Origin of the sequence: Pseudobacillus sp. 179-B 2D1 NHS, assembly GCF_045370945.1 — a bacterium.
Lineage (GTDB): Bacteria > Bacillota > Bacilli > Bacillales > Domibacillaceae > Pseudobacillus.
Genome location: NZ_JBIQDP010000007.1, coordinates 107,375 through 127,435 on the forward strand (window position 1 = coordinate 107,375; position 20,061 = coordinate 127,435).

15 protein-coding genes are annotated in these 20,061 nt (G+C 42.1%); 3 read left to right on the plus strand and 12 right to left on the minus strand.

Translation table 11 applies throughout. The features are described from left to right. The first annotated feature begins 23 nt into the window (after window positions 1-23). The gene (locus ACH0BF_RS09330; protein WP_340855966.1) at window positions 24-890 is read left to right on the plus strand and encodes an SDR family oxidoreductase; all 867 of its coding nucleotides are present in this window, start codon (window positions 24-26) and stop codon (window positions 888-890) included. 71 nt (window positions 891-961) lie between these two features. On the opposite strand, the gene ACH0BF_RS09335 is transcribed toward ACH0BF_RS09330, so the two are convergent. The 8 genes from ACH0BF_RS09335 to ACH0BF_RS09370 all read right to left on the minus strand — a co-directional run bounded on the left by ACH0BF_RS09335 (window position 962) and on the right by ACH0BF_RS09370 (window position 14,117). Further along, on the minus strand, window positions 962-2,467 hold the full coding sequence (locus tag ACH0BF_RS09335; RefSeq protein WP_120036474.1) for an alpha-amylase family glycosyl hydrolase: 1,506 nt from the start codon (window positions 2,465-2,467) through the stop codon (window positions 962-964). 283 nt (window positions 2,468-2,750) lie between these two features. Next, window positions 2,751-3,164: a YjdF family protein gene (locus ACH0BF_RS09340; protein WP_340855968.1), complete on the minus strand. Its 414-nt coding sequence runs from the start codon at window positions 3,162-3,164 to the stop codon at window positions 2,751-2,753. A 306-nt stretch (window positions 3,165-3,470) separates the two neighbouring features. Then, the gene (locus ACH0BF_RS09345) at window positions 3,471-3,833 is read right to left on the minus strand and encodes a YisL family protein (RefSeq protein WP_120036472.1); all 363 of its coding nucleotides are present in this window, start codon (window positions 3,831-3,833) and stop codon (window positions 3,471-3,473) included. Window positions 3,834-3,908: 75 nt separating this feature from the next. Further along, complete coding sequence (locus tag ACH0BF_RS09350) at window positions 3,909-4,811, minus strand: fumarylacetoacetate hydrolase family protein (RefSeq protein ID WP_340855970.1); 903 nt, start codon at window positions 4,809-4,811, stop codon at window positions 3,909-3,911. Window positions 4,812-4,815: 4 nt separating this feature from the next. After that, window positions 4,816-6,009, minus strand: coding sequence for a DUF418 domain-containing protein (locus ACH0BF_RS09355; RefSeq protein WP_340855972.1), 1,194 nt, complete (start codon window positions 6,007-6,009; stop codon window positions 4,816-4,818). A gap of 147 nt (window positions 6,010-6,156) precedes the next feature. After that, on the minus strand, window positions 6,157-9,864 hold the full coding sequence (gene addA / locus ACH0BF_RS09360; protein WP_406909315.1) for a helicase-exonuclease AddAB subunit AddA: 3,708 nt from the start codon (window positions 9,862-9,864) through the stop codon (window positions 6,157-6,159). Window positions 9,865-9,867: 3 nt separating this feature from the next. Next, window positions 9,868-13,347 (minus strand): helicase-exonuclease AddAB subunit AddB, encoded by a 3,480-nt coding sequence (addB, locus tag ACH0BF_RS09365; RefSeq protein ID WP_406909316.1) that lies wholly within the window; start codon window positions 13,345-13,347, stop codon window positions 9,868-9,870. Window positions 13,348-13,493: 146 nt separating this feature from the next. Next, entirely contained in the window at window positions 13,494-14,117 is a 624-nt protein-coding gene (locus ACH0BF_RS09370; protein ID WP_340855978.1) for a TVP38/TMEM64 family protein, read from the minus strand. Window positions 14,118-14,328: 211 nt separating this feature from the next. Here ACH0BF_RS09370 and ACH0BF_RS09375 point away from each other — a divergent pair, with 211 nt between their 5' ends. Further along, complete coding sequence (locus ACH0BF_RS09375) at window positions 14,329-14,562, plus strand: IDEAL domain-containing protein (RefSeq protein WP_340855980.1); 234 nt, start codon at window positions 14,329-14,331, stop codon at window positions 14,560-14,562. 129 nt (window positions 14,563-14,691) lie between these two features. Here ACH0BF_RS09375 and ACH0BF_RS09380 read toward each other — a convergent pair whose 3' ends face one another. From ACH0BF_RS09380 to ACH0BF_RS09395, 4 genes are all read right to left on the minus strand, one after another. Continuing rightward, on the minus strand, window positions 14,692-16,008 hold the full coding sequence (locus ACH0BF_RS09380; protein ID WP_340855983.1) for a M48 family metallopeptidase: 1,317 nt from the start codon (window positions 16,006-16,008) through the stop codon (window positions 14,692-14,694). A 273-nt stretch (window positions 16,009-16,281) separates the two neighbouring features. Beyond that, a complete protein-coding gene (locus tag ACH0BF_RS09385; RefSeq protein ID WP_340855985.1) occupies window positions 16,282-17,835 on the minus strand; it encodes a fatty acid--CoA ligase family protein in 1,554 nt (517 codons plus the stop codon). Window positions 17,836-17,969: 134 nt separating this feature from the next. Next, the gene (gene lplA / locus ACH0BF_RS09390) at window positions 17,970-18,959 is read right to left on the minus strand and encodes a lipoate--protein ligase (protein WP_120036465.1); all 990 of its coding nucleotides are present in this window, start codon (window positions 18,957-18,959) and stop codon (window positions 17,970-17,972) included. Window positions 18,960-18,972: 13 nt separating this feature from the next. Next, window positions 18,973-19,707: an MBL fold metallo-hydrolase gene (locus tag ACH0BF_RS09395; RefSeq protein WP_120036464.1), complete on the minus strand. Its 735-nt coding sequence runs from the start codon at window positions 19,705-19,707 to the stop codon at window positions 18,973-18,975. A gap of 194 nt (window positions 19,708-19,901) precedes the next feature. Here ACH0BF_RS09395 and yhfH point away from each other — a divergent pair, with 194 nt between their 5' ends. Further along, window positions 19,902-20,036 (plus strand): protein YhfH, encoded by a 135-nt coding sequence (yhfH, locus tag ACH0BF_RS09400; protein WP_120036463.1) that lies wholly within the window; start codon window positions 19,902-19,904, stop codon window positions 20,034-20,036. The last annotated feature ends 25 nt before the right edge of the window (window positions 20,037-20,061 follow it).

Below are 20,061 nucleotides of genomic sequence, written 5' to 3' on the forward strand. Positions count from 1 at the left end.
GAATTTGTACAAGGAGTGATTGGATGAGTCAACAAGAACAAAAGAAAACCTTTCCGAAACAGCATCAGGACGTTCATTCGGGAAAAACAGAGTTAATGCATCCGAAACCTGATCATATAGACAGCAGCTATAAAGGCAGTGGAAAACTTGAAGGCAAAAAGGCGTTGCTGACCGGAGCTGATAGCGGGATTGGCCGGGCAGCAGCTGTTTATTTTGCCCGAGAAGGTGCAGACGTTGCTATCGTTTATTTAGAGAATCACGAAGATGCAGAAAAAACGAAGAAACTGGTTGAAGAAGAAGGCCAGCAGTGTTTGCTTATTTCAGGGGATATCGGCTCTGAGGATTTTTGTAAAGAAGCCGTCCAAAAAACGTTAGATGCCTTTGGCAAGCTCGATATTCTCGTCAACAATGCCGGTGAGCAGCATCCACAGGAAAGCTTGCTTGATATTACAGCAGAGCAGCTGGAAAGAACATTCCGCACGAACATTTTCGGCTATTTTTATATGACAAAAGCTGCTCTTCCTCATTTAAAAAAAGGAGCTAGTATTATTAATACAGCTTCTATTACAGCATACAAAGGAAATCCGTCATTAATTGATTATTCGGCGACCAAAGGAGCCATTGTCTCATTTACTCGTTCTCTTGCCGGCTCTCTTGCTAAAGACGGCATCCGCGTAAATGGCGTAGCCCCTGGTCCTATTTGGACACCATTGATTCCTTCTACCTTTTCAGCTGAAAAAGTAGAAAAGTTCGGTGCTGATACACCGTTCGGCCGTGCTGGTCAGCCGGTTGAACTGGCACCTGCTTATGTCTTTTTAGCAAGCAATGATTCAAGTTATATTTCCGGACAAATGATCCACGTAAATGGTGGTACTATTGTAAACGGATAATACAAAAAAGGACTGCACAAAAAGCCAGGAATGATCAGCTTTTTGGCAGTCCTTCTTTACTAAGAATTGCCTTAATCCTGTTTCCGGGATGCTCTTCCCCGTTTCCATACAAGATAGAGAAAGACCATAAAAATAACATAAACTGCAGCAAGAGCTGTGATAAATAATTTATTCACTCCGGCTTTTTCAGTAAGTGCATAAACTTCCGCTTTCTCTCTATCAAGGATAAGCGAAAACTTCTCTTCTTCTGGACGGGCCAGTCCCCCTTCAAGCAACCCTCGCAATTCTTTGTTGCGGTCGAGTTCCTCAGCAGGAATGGTAACCTTTTGAGTTTTATTTGAATTATTGATAGCGACGATTAACGTTTCATCTTTGTATTGACGCTTAAACACTGTCATTCCATTCTTGTCATAAATCGGTTCATAAGAGCCGCGGGTTAATGCTGGAAGTTCCTGGCGCAATCCGCCGATTTTTTTTATGTAATCAACGAGCTCCTGATCTTCTTTAAAACCAAGCAGGCGATGGCTTGTTGGTCCTTCTTCACCGTTAAGCGCTACTTCCGACCCGTAATAGACAACCGGTACTCCTGGCATCGTATACAAATAGGTTAAAGCCAGCATCCAACGTGTACCTGGAAACATATTTTCCTCTACTGTCTTCTTTGTAAAGCGCGCCGTCTTGTTGGAATCTAAATAGTTCGCCGATAGTAAGGCTTTCTCCCCCGCTGCCTCCTTGACAAGTGCCGCACTTTTGTCAGACGGCTGCTTGATGTTTTTAAATTGCTCTTGAAGCTGGGCAGCAAGATTCGTATTCATTACACTATCGAGCCCTGATTGTTCAAAACGTTTGATATCTGTCTTTTCGTTGTTTCCGCCAAGTAAAAAGAAGTTTTTCTTTTGCTGCTTCAATTCGGCAGAAAAATCGGACAAGAAAGAAAGAGGCGCATCAGCAGAATCACTTATGTAGTAACCGTCTACCTTTGCTTCCTTCATCCACCATTTACCGGCTTTGACCAGCTCTTGCTTGACTGCCTTATTTTCAAGATTTAATACAGCCATTTGTCCAAGCCATTCTTCCTCTGTCTTACCGCTTTTCGTTACAAACCAATCCGCCTTGGCTGATTCCTTCGTCCACGGATGAGATGGACTCACTTTCGTAACAGGGAAATCGACAATAACTTTCATGTCACGGTCGTGGGCTTCTTTAATGAGATGATTCAATTCCTTTATGGAACCAAACTGCTGATTCGGTTTATAAAAATCGGTAATCCAGTAACCATGATATCCACCCTTGGCATTCTCAAAGACCGGGCTAAGAATAATAGAAGTAAAGCCCATATCCTTCAGATAATCTAGCTTATCAGCTGCACCGGCGAAATCTCCACCTTGATAAGCACGCAGATCATGATTATTAATCTCTTTATCATTTTTGCTATCACCGTTATGAAAGCGATCGGTCATTATATAATACATTGTTTCATCTTGCCACGTTCGTTCTTCTTTTTCTACAGCGCTAACAGGAAAGGCGTATAAAAGAAGAAACGGCAATAAGACGAGCGAAAATAATTTCTTTTTCACTTCCGCTTCCCCCTCCGATAAATGATCGTACCGCTTTTAAGATTACGCTTTTCCGGGACAGCCGTCAAACGCAAAAAAGAAAGTTCAACAAATCTACAATAAATCAGCGAGAAAACAGACAGTTCCTAAAAAGGTTTTATCTGTTATTCAATTTAAGAGGCAGTCTTCCCCCATAGAGTCTATCTTCTAATACCAGACCTGTGCTCTTCTATTACACCCGTTTAATTAAAGCATATAAGAAAAAATAACTGGCTGTTCAACAGCCAGTTATTTAAAGTGTACCTTATTTCCCCTTGTGTTTATTTTTAGCCTTTTGGATTTTCAGGTCTCTTTTAAACTGCTTGAGCTCATCTTTAATTTGTTTTATTTTACCCGATTTTTCTTTCTTGCGCTGGGCATATTCTTCTTTAATGGCTTCCTGGGCTTTCGTAGAAATCCCCGACTGTTTCATTTCTTTTGCGACCATTCTCTGAAGCCTTTTCGGATTTACTTTTCTTGGCGCATCCTGTTGAATGGTTATTCCCTTTTGATCGTGCCTCTCAATGAACCTTAGCAAATCCTTGTTAACAAAATCCATTATTTCTTGCTCTTTCGGTTCTGCGCCAAAGATATAACGATAAGCTTTAAGGGTGTTTTGAGATACCACTTCAATGATCCCTACATAAAATTGACCATTATAAGAAATGGTTAGTTTCATAATAGGTCCCTCCTCTAAAAGTAATTAGAACGACGGACATCCCGAGGAGGGGAAGGTTACTTACAGCAAGGACTGCTGCATCCGGACTACCAACCGGATCGTGTTTTTTCATTCCAACTCTATTATACAATTAATTCCATTATAGTAAATAGACTCTTGTATTTAGATAAAAATAACAGCCGTATGAGCAGGCATTCCTGGAACGATAAAAGAAATACTTTTTTATGAGCAGCTCTGCTCAGCCTGCAATATCTTGAACAAAAAAAGGCTGTACCTGCTGAAATAACAGGTACAGCTTTCTTGATATTAGGCAAAGAAATTCAAGCCCATCGGCAATTTAAACCCTAAGTAAAGAGTAATAATCAGCAAAACAATTGCACCGATCAATACCTTGCTCGTGTCTTTTCCTTTTTTCTTGCGGACAAGCACCATTTCCATTAGTCCGATTGTCAGGATACCAGCGAGCATTTTCATGCCATAGAGCATGTCATTAATGCCATGGTGTCTAATAAAGAGCAGAAAACCAGTTATTAATACCAATACATAAAACAATCTTAATGCCATATGAGCACCCGTGGAATATCTGCTAACAGCGATAAAAAATAAAATAATCGCGATCACCCAAGTTGTAATATGTAAATGGGTACTGTTAAAAAATAAGCTTTCCATGTCAGCCCCCTCCTTTCTGCTTTTCTTTTCTAATAGTATCATTTTGGCAGAAGAGAAGGAAATATTGTGCTAAGATTATTGGACTTTGTTTGATAATGTACCAATTTGTTCAATATTAATTTCAATCGTATCCCCTGACTTCAAAAGACCTGGAGGATTCATCCCCTGTCCTACTCCTGCCGGTGTACCTGTAGCAATCACATCTCCGGGCTCGAGGGTCATGCCTTTTGATAGCGTGGAAATAATGTCATCAATCGGGAAGATAAAGTGCTTCGTGTTCGATTGCTGACGAACTTCTCCGTTCACTTTCGTTTCTATATCCAAGTTGTGTGGATCTTCAACTTCGTCTTTCGTCACAATCCACGGTCCCATTGGACAAGTACCATCTAAGCTTTTTCCGAGGAAAAATTGCTTGTGCCGCTTTTGGAGATCACGCGCTGTCACATCATTAATAATCGTATAGCCAAAAATATAGTCAAGTGCATCCTCTTTTGCAATGCTCTTGCCTTTTTTGCCAATGATCACTCCAAGCTCTCCTTCATAGTCAAGCGCATTGGACAATTCCTCATAAGCCGGAATTGACTCATTGGCTGCAATCACAGCAGTTGGTGCTTTCGTAAATACCATGAGTTCTGTTGGAACACTTTCTTCGCCACCCATTTCAATGGCATGATCACGATAATTTTTACCAATACACATAATGTTCTTTGATGGGCGCGGGATTGGAGCGAGCCATTCCACCTCTTTTACAGAAACAGCTGCCGCTTTCTCTTCTCCTTCTCCGGCCGCTTCCATCCACTGCCTTACTCGTTCTGTAAGCTCCGCTGCTGAGGCAATCGCTTCAAGCAGTGTATCAGGAAGCGTTCTCTCCCCCGTTGCACTTTCTTCTAACGCCTGCAAATTCCAAATTGTCTGTTCTTTCTCCACATAAACACCATATGTTTCCCTTTGATTAACACGATAACTGACCAATTTCATCACTTTATCCCCCTTTAGTGATCATCTTTTTTTCTTCTCTTTGGGACCCATAAGTAAATTTCCTCCACAAGGTTTCCATCGGGCCCCTCTTAAACTTGGACAGCCAAAACTCAGAAAAGATTACTTGACCGGCAAAGATAGCAATCGCTATCCAAACACCCGTTGAAAGCTGTATTTGTCCATATAGGCCCATCCCGTAATGATAGAAAATCAGCGTGCCGATTACCGATTGCAGCAAATAATTAGTTAATGACATTCTACCGGCCGCCGCCAATGGCTTCAAAAGCCTACTTGCCTTATCCATGGAACTGATTCCTATTACAAGTGCTGCATAACTGACAGCGAGAAGCGGTCCTCCAATCGAATCCTGAATATACACATAAGCAAGATTAGAATCAATCATATAAGGCAGCGCTTTTAAAGTAATTCCTGCTACAAAAAAAGTAATAAAAGCAGTAAAAGCAACTTTAGGACGTGCCTGTCCTTTTGTAAAGACCCTTAGTTTTTGAGCGCCTGCCCCGATCAGAAAATGTGGGAAGATGGTGATCAGCTGTACCCAAAAAGTAGCTGGTTCATTTCCCATAAGCCAGTCTGCCGCCCTCTGTTGCGTGATTTCAGCAAAGGTGCCGCTGCCGTAAGCAGCAATCGAATTCTCAATGCTTGCTATATCTGTCCAGTGCACAGCACTCGTTGGGTCCACTACTGACGCAAGAACGAGCAATATGCTAAGAAATACGTTCGGTAGTAAAAGCAATATGCTACCTATGATAATTAATATTTTTCCAGAAAGCCGTAAAAACAGCAACAGAAAAAGTCCAAAAACAGCGTAATTTATTAATATGTCACCTGGCCAAATTAGAAAAGCATGGATCATTCCAATGACTAATAGAAAAGAAAAACGACGGATACCTGCCGGCACAAATGACTGGCCTCTTTCCACGGCATTCTCCCTTTGCATAGCCGTCCCGAAACCAAACATCATTGCAAACAGCGGATAAAAACTTGCCTGCACAAAAATATCAATCCAACGGTAATGCCAAAAGTTTTCCGGTTCCTTCCACCATTCGAAAGGATCATAGTAAAAATAAGGTGAATGAAAAGAAATCATATTAACTAAAAAAATCCCCAAGAGTGCCAAACCACGCAAACTGTCTAATGTGGTGATCCGCTCTTCGTGTTTCAATGGAGTTAACTGCACACTCGCCTTTCCCCTTTCCTCTTTCCATTATCGTTTTCATCATATCATTAAAATGAAACAAACAGGAGAAGATAGTTTCTCTTTAACTCTCCCTCATAAAAAAGCTGCCCCAAGCCTATTAGCTTTAGGACAGCTTCAATCAACCTATCAATCTATTGACAACAAGTGGCCTCCATCGAAGAAGAAGAGCAGCTTATGATCTACTTTTCGCTTCCAGATTTGTTCAATAGCCTGAGCATATAACTGAATTTGCACACGGTAGCGTTTCTCCAGAACCGCACGGGCTTGTTCAAATCCTCCCGAAAAGCGTCCGGCGATTTGATCTGTTTTATAATCGAGCAGATACAATTCCCCGTCTTTTTCAAATAAGCAGTCAATTACACCTTGAACCAAAACGGCTTCGTCAGAGCCATTCCAGTCAGAATAGATCTCATTGGCTCCTATTCCCATATTGAACGGTGTCTCTCTATAGACTTCTTCGGCCTGTAACAATTTTTGTCCAATGTCAGTTTGAAAAAAGAAAACAATCTTTTCTGGATCGACAGCTGCGGCTTGTTCATCTGTCAGTAATTCCCGGGAAATGAGTGTTTTCAACAGCTGTTCAACTTCTGCAAGCTCTGGCTCTTTACCAAGAGAGACATGCTGCATGACCGTATGAAGCGCCGTTCCCGCTTCGGCTGCCGTAATCGTCTTTTTCTGCATAAATGCCGGCCGCCGGAAAATCGGCCGTTGATAATGGCGGGCAAGATCGTTGCTTGCTCCCTCATTAAAAATTTCATTCATGCGTTTTAAATCAGAGACAGACTGCTTTGAGCGCAAATGGGTGGCTGGCTCATACTTATATGCCCAATTCATCCGCGCTTCTATTTCATCCTTAAACAATGATGAAATAGGCACATGCTTGTAGTTTTGAACCTTTTCAAGCAAGCCCCCGCTCTCTTCTGCCTCTTCAAATCCCATCGGCTGAAGTGTCTCAGCGCCAACTGTTTGAACGGTCCATTTAGATGAATCATTATCAAATATTACCGAGCGGCTTTGCGCTGTTCCAGTATAATCAAGATGGCGGACGAGCGATGGGCCGATCCAATCTAAGTAAGATTTAGCTGAAACTCTTGATGCATTGCTTAAAATCCATTCTGGGTTCTTTGCTGCCCTTTCCCATTTATCCATCTCTTTGGAAGCACTCTTTACAGAACCAAGCAGGAAGAGCTTTTCTTTCGCTCTCGTTAACGCAACATACAATACCCGCATTTCTTCAGCAAGCAATTCAAATCGTTTTTTTCGCTTTAAGGCAAGCTGCGGCAACGAAGGATAGCTGATCCGCTTTTCTGCATGCACATATTTTGTACCGATGCCGAGCTCTTTATCTAGCAAATAGCTTTTAGATAAGTCCATCGTGTTAAATGGCCTGTTCAGGCCGGCAACGAAAACAACCGGGAATTCCAATCCTTTGGATGCATGGATCGTCATCAGGCGGACAACATCTTCCTGTTCACTTAAAGCACCCGGTTCCCCTAAATCTTCTCCTCGTTCCTGCATTCGTTCTACGAAGCGCAGAAAACGAAATAACCCACGGAAGGAAGTGTCTTCATATTGGCGCACACGGTCATATAAAGCATGTAAATTGGCCTGTCTTTGCTTCCCTCCCGGCATACCGCCGACAAAGTCGTAAAAGTGAGTATCATGATACAGCTGCCATACAAGGGCAGACAAAGCGCCATGACGACCAAGCGAGCGCCAGCCTGACAGCTTCTCAAGGAATTTACTTACCTTCTCATGCAATTCTCCATCATGCGGTTCAGGCTGACTGGAGACAAATGATTTTACCGCTTCGTAATAAGAACCAGATTTGGACGCAAGCCGGATCACTGCTAGATCATTCTCCGTACAGCCTACAACCGGAGAGCGCAAGACGGAGGCGAGAGGAATATCCTGGTAAGGGTTATCAATTACCTTCAGCAAAGAGATCATAACAGTAATTTCCATAGTTTGAAAATAACCACCTGAAACTTTGGCATGAAGGGGAATGCCTGCGCGCTTAAATTCCTCCTTAATAGCCCCGGCCCACGTCATAGAGCGTAGCAGAATAACAATGTCACGATATTCTATCGGCCGCTCACTTTCTGTTTTCGGATCGTAGACAGGATGCCTTGATTCAATGAGTTCCTTAATCTTCCCTGCTATCCATCTTGCTTCCAACTCAGACTGCGCTGCATCTTTCATCTCCGGATCTTCTGAATGCCCCTTCGCCTCTTGATCAATAATGGTTACTTCCACTGGAAATGGCCTTTCCTCCGGATAAGCGGCTCCTTTCACCAATTCAGCCTGACGATCATACTCAATTTCACCGATTTTCACATCCATGATCTGCTTAAATAAAAAATTCGTTCCTGACAGCACTTCTGCACGGCTGCGAAAATTTTGTGCTAAATCGATGCGCAGTCCGCTGTCTTTCCCGTCAGTTGAAAACCGACGATATTTGCTTAAAAATAAATTCGGCTCCGCCTGACGGAAGCGGTAAATGCTCTGCTTGACATCTCCTACCATGAAGACGTTGCCGTTTTCTTCTCCGCCTGTTTTGAGCAGCTGGACAATTGACTCTTGGACGATATTAAAATCCTGATATTCATCGAGGAAAATTTCTTTAAACTGCTGTTGATAAGCATAGGCCGCTTCAGAAGGCCCTCCGTTCTCTCCCGTCAAAATAGCGAGCGTAAAATGTTCAAGATCGCTAAAATCAACGATGCCTTTTTCCAGCTTGACTGCCTGAAATTTATCGGCAAACCGCTGGATAAGATGAGCAAGCGCCGCAATAATTCCCTTCATTTCCTGCATGTTGCTTACATAGCTTTCCGGCTGATGCGAAAAATATTCCTCCTGCAGCTTTTCAACAATCTTTTTTGCTTCTGTTCGCAAATGCTTCGACTGTTCTTTCAGCTCCTCGTCATACTCTTCTCCCTTATAACTCTTTAGCGTCTTGAATGTAACTGCCTGCATCTCCTCATAAAGCTCTTGCCAGGAAGGTAGCGCTTGGCGGAGTCGGCGGACCATCTCTCGCTCGTTCATAAACATTTCTTCTCGCGGAGCGGGACCTCCCGGCATTTGGGCCATTTCAAGACATTCTGTCAGCATCTCCTCTGCCGCTTCAAGCTGGAGGCCTATATAGAACTTTAACGTATGAATAAACGGAAGGTCATCAATCGCTTCGGCTTCGCCACTTACATCGTACATTTGTGAAAGTCCATTAAGCCATTCATCCGGACGTGGGTGCGACTGAGAAAAGTCATATAGCGTTTGAATCATTCTTTGAAGTTCTTCGTCGCTACGATCACTGGAGAAAGAGTCAACGAGCCGGTAAAAGTCTTCATTGTCTTCTTTCCCGTATTCCTCTTCCATAAAGTCATCCAGCACTTCGTCACGAAGGAGTGTCAGTTCTCCTTCATCAGCAATTCTAAAAGCAGGATCAATATCAATTAAGTAATAATACTTACGAATGACTTCCAGACAAAAGGAATGAAGGGTGGATATCGGCGCTTTATTCAGCAACGTCAGCTGTCGGCGCAGGTGATTCGATGACGGATCTTTTTCCATTTCCGCTTCCAATGCAGTGCCGATCCGATGGCGCATTTCAGCAGCTGCTGCATTCGTAAAAGTCACAATAAGCAGTTCATCAATATTCACTGGTGCTTCCCGGTCAGTAATTTTGCGAATGATCCGTTCTACCAGAACAGCGGTCTTTCCGGAGCCGGCTGCGGCAGCAACAAGGATATCCCGCCCCTTTGCTGTAATAGCTTTCCACTGGTCATCCGTCCACGAAACATCTGTCGGCTTATCAGGTATGATTAGTTCACTCATACTTTATTGGCCTCCTTTCTTTAAATCTTCGAGAATATCTTTCTTAGGTAGAATAAGCCGGTAATTGTTCTCTTCAAGCGCCTCATCGAATTGGCAAACTGGACGGTATGAACAGAAACCACATGGCGTATTCTCTTTATATTGATAAGGGGCAATACTCACTTCTCCACTGACGATCTCATCCCCTGATTGCTGATATAGTTGACGCACGTGCTGCCTCATGCCATCGAATGCTTTCCTATCAGCGGTTTTTGAAAATCTTTTATCGAGCTTGCCTGTTTTCGTGAAAGCAACGGGAATAATCGGAGATGCCCCTTCACCTAAATCAGCATCCATAAGCTGGAGCGCCTCATCTTCTCCAAGAATCAGCCCATTCATTTTAAATCTCTTAAATAATTCACGCTCAATTTCATCCAGAGTCAGCAGCTTCTTACTGCTAATGAAAGGATTATGCACATGAAAATACAGCACTCCTGCCGGATGGGCTTCAGCCCCAACAAGCTGTGGAGAATACGTCCAAATAATATCCAAATACGTCAGCATCTGCAGGGCAATTCCGTAGTAGACCTCCGTTAGATCCAAATCGCGTCCGCTTGACTTATAATCGATGACTCTTAAGTAAATGCCATCCTCGCCTTTGGCCTGGTCAACCCGGTCAATACGTCCGGCGAGCGCCATTTTTGTGCCATTTTTCAACGTGAATGCGAGTGGCGGCAGCTTTTCTCCAGGGCCAAATCCAAGTTCAAGACCGACAGGAGAGAATCCGCTCGCTTTTGCGTGTCCACTCAGCGCATAAGACGCCCTCCAAATAATTTGTTCCAGCTTCCGGGTTAAATAAAGGTGACGGTTAGAGCTCAATAAAATTTGGTTCTGCAATTGTGGGGCCAGCTGTTTTACCGCTTCGCCGGCTAACTTCCGGCACTGTTCTTTTGACAGCTGAGACCATTTTAACCCCCGCCTTTCCACTTCATCAGCAATCCACTTTAACGCTCCATGGAACAAATTGCCGATATCCGGTGCCTGCAGCCGGAAAATCTCCCGGTCTCTGAGCTTTAGTCCGTGCTGGGCAAAATGAGAGAATGGACAGCTATTAAACATTTCCATTCTTGTCACACTGGCCAGTATTTCTTCCCCATACAACTCTGTGCTGGTTGTCTCTTCGAGCGGCTCTGTATCATTTTTATAAAATAAGCTGGACAGCACCCGCTTCGCTTTTTCCTTCTGCCCGGCGTGATCAATGTAAAAGTTATACACATCCCACCAAAAGTCATACATTGGATAATGAAGACGTTTCAATTGCAGACGGGAAGCTAAATAAGACAGTGTAGGATCAGGATGGCAGACGTATTGCAGCTGTTCCGCTTCGCTCAGTTCAGACGGTTCATTAACAAACAGCCGTTCCTTCATTGTCGGGAATAACTCTTTTATTCTTTTAATATAAAAGGACGGCAGCAGTGTTTTCCCTTCATCATCTGCAATTGGGTAAGAAATATAAAGACGGTTAGCTGAAACAGTAAATGCACGGTAAGCTGTGAACTCTTCATCAAGCATTCTTTGCCTGCTGCTGAGCGCAAGCTTCATTCCATCTGCAAGCAGGCGCTCCCGGTCTTCATCTGCTAAAATCCCGCTTTCCATTTGTCTTGCTGGCAACACACCATCATTTACGCCGAGAATAAAAGCCGCCTCTACATCACTAAGACGGGAAAGCTCTAGATTCGCTACTGTCACTTGATCCGCAGCCGGTGGTACGATGGCAAATTCCATTGCTTCTAGCCCCGCATCGATAATGGCAGAAAACTTTTTCAACGTCATTTCTTCCTCGCCAAGTACCTCTACATATTGATCAATCATTTCCATGACTGCGTTCCAAGCCTGGTTATGTTCTCTCGCTGTAACGAGGTCGCCCCCTTCTTCTGCTTCCAAACTAAACGCTTCGAGTTTCTCAGGGATATAGAGCTCTTCCAAATACAGATAAAGCGCCTCCCCGTATTCTCTGCCTGTCTTCGCTTTCTTAAGCCTGCGGGACAAACGAGAAATGGGATCGGCAATAAGTCGTCTTACTTCATTTAACTCAGCTTCTGTTTCTCTTTCTTCATCCGTTTGCACCTTATTTATCTGTTCAAGCCCTCTGAATCGGCGATAACCCCAATTTTCCTTCTCTGCCCAGCGCTCTCCTTTGATTCCGTAAGCAAGTACGTAGTTCTCAAGACGGTCCGCCTTTTCGCGAAGCACCTGCCAATTTTCATCTTTCGGGAACAGTAAATCCGTTTTTACTACGCGGAACACAGACTCATACCGCCAATTGCTGTTGATTGTCTCCACAGTGGCACGGATCAGTTCAATGAGGGGATGGTTCATCATTGGACGCTTCTGATCAATGAAAAATGGAATCTCATAATCTCGAAACACGGTTTCCATCAGCTGCTGATAGTCTTTGCCATTACGAACAAGGACAGCCATTCGCTTGAACCTCACCCCTTCTTCACGAGCAAGCTTGCGAATTTCTCTTGCTATTCCTTCCACCTCTGCTCTTCTGCTTGCCGCCTTAATTAGACAGAGATTATCAGATGGTCTAAATGGAACAGGCGGACGACGGTCAAAGTAGGCTTCCAAGTGTTTCAAGCTCTCCTCCTTATACCGTTCTCCTTCTTTTAAAATAATATCTTTCTCCACTTTAATACCGTTTGTCACTGCCAATTCATACACACTGGCATATGTATCACCAGTCAGGCGGAATAAATGTGTATCCTCTGGCGGCGCCGATCGAAACGGAGCATCCACTGTTAACGCAATAGTTACCTTTTTTGCCTGCTTCATTAGCTGCTGCAATACGGCATATTCCTGCGGAGTAAAGCTATGAAAGCCGTCCACATATATTTCTGCCTTTTTTACATAGTCAGAGACAGTTGCAGCTTCCCCAAGCAAGCATAAATAATCTTCCGAGTCTACATATTTGCCAATTAGCGCTTCTTCAAAATCACTGTAGATTGTCTGCAAATCATGAAGCTTATCGGTTAGCGCTTTTGCTCCTCCGCTTCTCTCAAGTTCTTCCTGCTTCTCGGCTAATTCCTCCGGTGTCACACAGTAGCGTTTAAACTCCGTGAGCATGTTCTCCACATGGCTGATAAACCCATTTTTCCCAGCTGCCCCAGCAAATATCTTTAACTCCTCTTTTTTGTCTTCAATAATTTTCCGAATGAGCATATTTAAACCTGAAGAAGAAATATGCTGCCTGCTCATTCCTCCCGTTTCCTGCAGCACGCGCCAGGCAAGCCTCGTAAAGCTGTAAACTTGAGCGCGAATGATCCCGCCAAGCTCCGGATCTGATGCTAATGTGTATTCTGATAAAAAAGTCATTTGTTCCGGCACAAGATAAATAATAGGATCACCAATCGGTTGTTCTTTCACTCTATCTTTTATTGTTTCAAGCATTCGTCTCGTTTTGCCGGTACCTGACCGGCCAATTATAAATTGGACAGACACATTCTTTCCCTCCAGTAAGTTCCAGACACTCTACCTATAGCTGCATAGCTTATCCTTTTATCTTAATACAGATCATACGTTCTGTCACCTTCATTGACTAAAAAGCAAAGAGCTCAAAAAAAGAGCTGACTGTTTAGCCGCTCTTTCTAACCTCTTTCTCTTTCTCTTTCTCTTCCTTCCTTTTGATTCAAATGCCTCTCCACTTGTTTTCCAACTGCCCACAAAACAAAAATGACAACACCTAGAATAGCCGTACGCCCTGGCTCTTTGATCAATGAGAAAAAATCGTAGCCAATAAAACTAATAGTAAAAATCATAACGGCCTTTCCTGCCATTACCGCCAACAAATACTGCCTGACGCTGATATGGGATAATCCTGCGACAATATTGACAATAGCAGAAGGGGTAAACGGAAAACATAAAAGTAAAAAAACGGGTCCAAAACCATGGCGGTCTACCCAATTCATTAATTTTCTCACTTGGCGGTGTCTATGCAAAAAAGAGAGCAGCTTACGCTGGCCATAATTCCGAATAAATAAAAAAACAAGAAAGGCACCGGTAACCGATCCTCCCCATGACAGCAAAAATCCCCACCATAATCCGAAGGCGCTAGCATTTGCCATGACAAAAACAACAAGAGGCAAAAAAGGAAAAAACGCTTCAATTAGTGGAAGAAAAAAGCCGGGAATTGGCCCAAATGATTCATATTTTTGAATAAGATCCATTATATTTTCAAGTGTAAACCACTCTTTCAGGCTGGTAACATTCATGTTTGGTGTACCCCTTACATCCGTTGACGTTCGATTTTTTTTATTTTACCACAATGAAAGGTATAACCTTAATTGAAGAGTCTTAAACAGACTTAGAGCCAGACATTTATTCTATTATCTCAATAATAGTTTTCTAAATATTTTAAAAGTTTTGGTTGATTACTTTTGGGGTATCACATATAATAAGAAAAAGGTATCTGAGGTGATGAAAATGGAAAACAACAATTATTTTGCCGAAATGATGAAGTCCCCGATGCCGCGTGAACAAGTAAAAAATGCAACAGCTGCTTACATTGACAATTTGCTTAATGACATTTTGTTTAAACAGGAAAAACACAAGCTAATGAAAGCGATCGATCAGTCCCTGGATGAAGGAAACCGTCAATTATTTATCGAATTATCAGCCCAGCTAAATGAATTAGAGGAAAAATTTAAAAATAATTAATCCTTCTCTAAGCTAATCCTCTTTAATATTAAACTCCCCTTATGTCGATAAGACACTGGATCGGAGGCTGATTCGAAGAAAAACAAATACATGGCACCTCTTTGTAAAGAGGCGCCATGTATTTGTGGGTCAGTCCCGGCTTTTTTGAGCGCTTGCACCGCTTCTCTCTTCCATTTTCTTTCCCTTTTGGTCCGGTAGCGGATAAGTTTCTATCATATAAAGTCTTTCAACCATCGCTGGATGGCTATACCTAAATATTTTCACAAGCCCTGGAGGCTCTACTTCTGACAGCCCTTCCCGGGCAAGCTTCTGAAAAGCGCTAATGGCGGCTTCTTTATCACGAGTCATTTCAATGGCATAAGCATCAGCCTGCCGCTCTTCAAATCGGGAAATTGCATTCGAAAGAGGGCTCGAGGCAAATACCATGAACGAAACCACAAGTAAAAACAAAGGCAGGGTCCTTAGCTGGGACAACTCCTTAATCTTCAGCTTCTCCCCATGTTTTCCAACCGCCCACTCCATCCATTTGGCTGCAAGCCAAAATCCAAAAAAAGCAAAAACCAGGTAGCTGCCGATCCCAATGTAAATATGTTTTTTTACGTAATGAGCCATTTCATGAGCCATCACAAATAAAACTTCTTTGTCATCCAGTTTCTTTAGCGTGGTATCCCATAAGACAATCCGGGCATTTCCCCCTATTCCGGTAACATAAGCGTTCAGGGTATTGGTTTCTTTCGACTTATTTACTTCGTATACGTGATCTGCTGGAATGGCTGCTTTATCCGCAAGGTTCAAAATTTTCGCCTCCAACTGCTTGTCTTTTAACGGGTAAAAGTCATTGTAAAGCGGATCAATTACTACCGGCTGCACATACATCATAAAGATGGTAAATGGCACAAACAGTGCCCACGCAGCCAGCCACCATTTTTTCTTGAATTTCTTCATTAAGGCGTACAGGACAAACACAAGAATGAGCATAATGGCGTAGCTAACCCAAAAGTCGATGATTTCATTTCTCATCCATTGTGGAAATGTTTGAGCCGAAATTTTGTAAACTCTTGAAAAGTGGTAACCAATATACTGGAAAGGAAATGCAAGCAAAAATGTCAGCACCGATAAATAAAACAGGTAAATAGCTGTCTGTCCAAATGAAAAACGTACAGTTTGCTTGGACCATTCTTCAAATTTCTTTGAAAGGCCGAAAATCAAGATAAAGAAATAAACAAGCCACTCATATGGGACGCTGAGAAAAAATAAAAAGTTCTTCACTGTTGAATATTCTTTTCCTAAAGCTTGTTCTGCCTTGCTCAAGAAAGCAGAAGGGTCGGCGCTTGTCCCTTTATAAATCTCCGGAAGTTGTCCAGAGGCCATTCCATATAGATAATAATAAATGGCCAACGCAAACAGACCATACCCAAGTAAAGCTAATACAGCCCACTTTTTCAATGCCCGCCTCACTCCTTTCTGTATCCTCTATTATATTTAATATACAAGCTGTCCAGTTAGAACAGAAAAACAGAATTGTTCACCCAAGCTGTTTATTAACTGGGGGCAAATGAGAGATTATTCTAGCACTTTGTCCACAAGCATGTAATCTTATTCATTCTTTCACCCAATCAGCCCATTCATCTTTTTTCGCCATCCGTGCTTTAATATAACAAAAACTGCCTAAAAGCGACTGACGCATGCTCTTTCAGGCAGTCCTGATCTTCCAATGGTTCAATTTTGCAGCACTTGCTTTTTCAACGCTCTTCTTAATATTTTTCCTGTCGTATTTTTAGGAAGCTCTTCCAAAAATTCGATTTGCTGCGGCAGCTTGTAATCGGCCAAACGACGGCGACAGTAATCCATTAAATTTTCTTTGTTCAGCTCCTTGTTTTTTGGAACCACAAAGGCAAGTACTGCTTCCCCATAATTCGGATCTGGCACACCAAGCACCGCTGCTTCAACCACATCAGGATGATTATATAACACTTCTTCTACTTCACGCGGGTACACATTATAACCGCCTACAATAATTAAATCCTTTTTACGGTCAACAATATAAAAATAGCCTTCCTCATCTCGTCTGGCCAAATCTCCTGTATATAGCCAGCCATCTTTAATCGCAGCAGATGTATCTTCAGGCTGCTTGTAATAACCTTTCATTACATTTGGTCCTCGAACGACTAATTCGCCTACTTCGCCAGCTGGCAATTCTTCTCCCATTTCATTTACTATTTTATTCTCCACATTCATGATTGAACAGCCAATAGAGCCGGCTTTTCTCGGCCGATCCAGCGGATTAAATGTTGTTACAGGACTTGCCTCTGACAGGCCGTATCCCTCAGATATTTTCACATTGAACTTTTTCTCGAAATTTTCAAGTAAGGCAACCGGCATGGAAGAACCGCCTGAAATACATAAACGCAAGGAAGCAAAGTCCTCTGAATGTCCCTCACCCGATTGATAGAGGAAGTTATACATCGTCGGAACACCGGCAAAAACTGTTGCCTGATGTTGCTTTGCCTGTGCGAATATTTCTTTGGGGCTGAATTTTGGAAAGATGATCATGGTGGCTCCACTAATCAGTGGTGCATTCAGACAAACGCTTAAACAAAAAACATGAAACATTGGCAAGACAGTAATGATTCTGTCTTTTTCACTGAATTGCAAATAAGAACCAATGTCACGAGCGTTAGAATATAAATTTTTATGACTTAACATGGCACCCTTTGGCTTGCCTGTAGTACCAGATGTATAGAGAATAACCGCTGTATCATCTTCTGAAACAGCAGGTGGATGAAAGGGCTGAAGGCCTATATCCATCACTTCAGAAAACGTTTTCATTTTCTTGTAAATCGAAAATTCCTCAGGCTGTTTTTCTTTTGTCCGTTCCTCGTTCATTTCACAAACGATATAATGCTCGACAAAAGGCAAAGTTTGGTCAATCTTGTTAGCAAGCGGCACTAAAATATCCAATAAAATAACAGCTTTAGCATCAGCGTTTTGAACGATATAGCTGATTTCCTCTGGTGAATATAGAGGATTAATAGGTATGACTGTTGCCCCTGCCCGCAATGCTCCATAAAGGGAGATAATAAACTGCGGCGAGTTACCCGTAATTAATGCGAGATGATCCCCTTGCTCAATGCCTAATGCTTTCAAACCGGATGCAAATCTGTGAACTGCCATGTTTAACTCTTCATATGTAGCAGTCTGATCAAGAAAATGATACGCCACTTTTCCCCCTTGTTTGGCAGCAGCATGTTCTAATGCTGTTGAAAGATTCATTTCATCCTCTCCCTTTGAAAATATGAATGAATAGTCATTCATATTTGAATTTTCAATATTTATTATAATTCAATTTTTTCCAGCCTGCAAGAAAAGAGAAAACTGCCCTTTTTAATTGGCAGTTTTCGGAAACATCAATATAGTAAATCTACAATTTCTTCTTTTGTTACTTTTCCAAAATAGCGCGGTACATCAATCGAATCTAACGCCTCTTTAATCGCATTTTTGTCATATCTAATCCCTTGAAGTCCATTCTCGATCTCTTCTATATCGCCCACTCCAAAAAAGTCGCCGAATATTTTGCAGTTTTTGATAAGACCATTTTTCACATCGAGCCGAATATCAATTAAACCCACTGGGAAGCGGTGAGAACGCTGAATGTTAAACGCTGGGGATTTTCCGTAATTCCAATCCCAATTTTTATAACGTTCCTGCGAGATTCCTTCAATGATTCGCCAGTCTTTTTCATCGAGACGATATTCAGGAATATGACTCTCTCCCTCAAAAATATTTTTTAATAAAAATTGCCGGAACTCTTCAATTGTTATCTTTTCTTCCAATAAATCAGCGATATTTGTCACTCTGCTGCGAATTGACTTAATTCCTTTTGATTCGATCTTATCTTTTCTCACTTTTAATGCTGCCACTACTTCATCCATGTTCGTTTGAAACATTAAGGTTCCATGGCTGAACATTCTTCCTTTTGTAGAAAACTGTGCATTGCCGGATATTTTTAATCCGTTGGCAAGAATATCATTTCTTCCGCTCATTTCTGCCTGAATGCCTAACTTATGAAGCGCAGTAACGACAGGCTCAGTGAACTTTTTGAAATTATGGAAACTGTCTCCATCGTCTTTGGTAATGAAACTGAAGTTCAAATTGCCCAAGTCATGATAAACGGCGCCTCCACCTGATAAACGGCGGACAACATGAATATTTTTTTCTTCTACATAATCAATATTAATTTCCTCAATTGTATTTTGGTTTTTCCCAATAATAATGGACGGTTCATTAATGTAAAAAAGCAAGTAGGATTCGTTGATATCCAAATATTTTACTGCATACTCCTCAATCGCTAGGTTCACCCGCGGGTCGTTAATTCCTTTATTATCAATAAACAGCATGATACTTCCTCCATTATAATCCTATTTCTAAATCTTCTTCAGCTAAGAGCACTGTACCATAAAACTCTTCCTCCGCCTCTTTTTTTAGCTCGGTGATATCCCCAAAATGCGGAAGATGAGTTAGTACAAGCGTATTTACCTCTGCCAGACGGGCAAGCCTGCCAGCATCTGTGCTTGTCATATGGCCAGCTGCTTGTCCGTCCATACCGCTGTAAAAGTTGCTTTCACAAAGAAGCAGGCTGCTTCCTTTCACAAACGGAACAAATGCTTCCTGATAAGCAGAATCAGCCGTATAAACGACAGACTGGCGATGATTAGAAATTTTCATTGCATAACAAGGTACAGGATGAACTGTACGCAAAAACTCCACTGTAAACGGTCCAATAACGAGCTTCTCCTCTGGGCGATAAGCTTTTCCCACCGTTAGATCTTTATATGTAAGAGCAGCAAAACCCGTTTCATCTTCTTGATGCCCGTAAATCGGCAATGGTGAAACTTCCTTTCCCATATGCTTGCCGATTAATAAAGCATGCTGCAAAACTCCAATATCCGCCACATGGTCAGCGTGATAATGGGACAGTAAAACAGCGTCCAATTGTTCAGGGCGAATGTGGTTTTGAAGATGCGAAAGCACCCCGCTTCCACAATCAACCAGCATCTTAAAACCACCTTCTTCAAACAAGTAACCTGAGCTTGCTTCATTTACTTTCGGATAACCGCCCCAGCAGCCAATAACAGTAACGTTCATGAAAAGGGCTCCTTTCCATTTCTTTAATTTTTATCTTCATACGTATTGTATTCCCCAAACCACTTTCCTTCAACTTCATGAATTGTTTGATTTATTTTAAAATTTGTTAAAAACATATTGACGTATAAAAACTGTTATAATACAATTAATAAAAATAAGGAATCAGTTATATAACAAAAAGGAGGAAACAGCAAATGGTTAAAAACATCGTTGACTTTTTCAAAAACTTACCCGCTAAACAATGTGCAAAATGTGGCTCTTATATTGACGAGCAGCATGAATGCTACAGCCATGTATGCGATGAATGCACGGATATTCAAGACCTTTAATTTAATTGCCGCTACTTCATCTTCC

Coding starts and splice junctions, on each gene's coding strand:
- ACH0BF_RS09330 (WP_340855966.1), top strand. CDS start 24: ATGAGTCAACAAGAACAAAAGAAAACCTTTCCGAAACAGCATCAGGAC.
- ACH0BF_RS09340 (WP_340855968.1), bottom strand. CDS start 3,164: ATGAAACTAACCATTTCTTATAATGGTCAATTTTATGTAGGGATCATT.
- ACH0BF_RS09345 (WP_120036472.1), bottom strand. CDS start 3,833: ATGGAAAGCTTATTTTTTAACAGTACCCATTTACATATTACAACTTGG.
- ACH0BF_RS09350 (WP_340855970.1), bottom strand. CDS start 4,811: ATGAAATTGGTCAGTTATCGTGTTAATCAAAGGGAAACATATGGTGTT.
- addA (WP_406909315.1), bottom strand. CDS start 9,864: ATGAGTGAACTAATCATACCTGATAAGCCGACAGATGTTTCGTGGACG.
- ACH0BF_RS09370 (WP_340855978.1), bottom strand. CDS start 14,117: ATGAATGTTACCAGCCTGAAAGAGTGGTTTACACTTGAAAATATAATG.
- ACH0BF_RS09375 (WP_340855980.1), top strand. CDS start 14,329: ATGGAAAACAACAATTATTTTGCCGAAATGATGAAGTCCCCGATGCCG.
- ACH0BF_RS09385 (WP_340855985.1), bottom strand. CDS start 17,835: ATGAATCTTTCAACAGCATTAGAACATGCTGCTGCCAAACAAGGGGGA.
- lplA (WP_120036465.1), bottom strand. CDS start 18,959: ATGCTGTTTATTGATAATAAAGGAATTAACGACCCGCGGGTGAACCTA.
- ACH0BF_RS09395 (WP_120036464.1), bottom strand. CDS start 19,707: ATGAACGTTACTGTTATTGGCTGCTGGGGCGGTTATCCGAAAGTAAAT.
- yhfH (WP_120036463.1), top strand. CDS start 19,902: ATGGTTAAAAACATCGTTGACTTTTTCAAAAACTTACCCGCTAAACAA.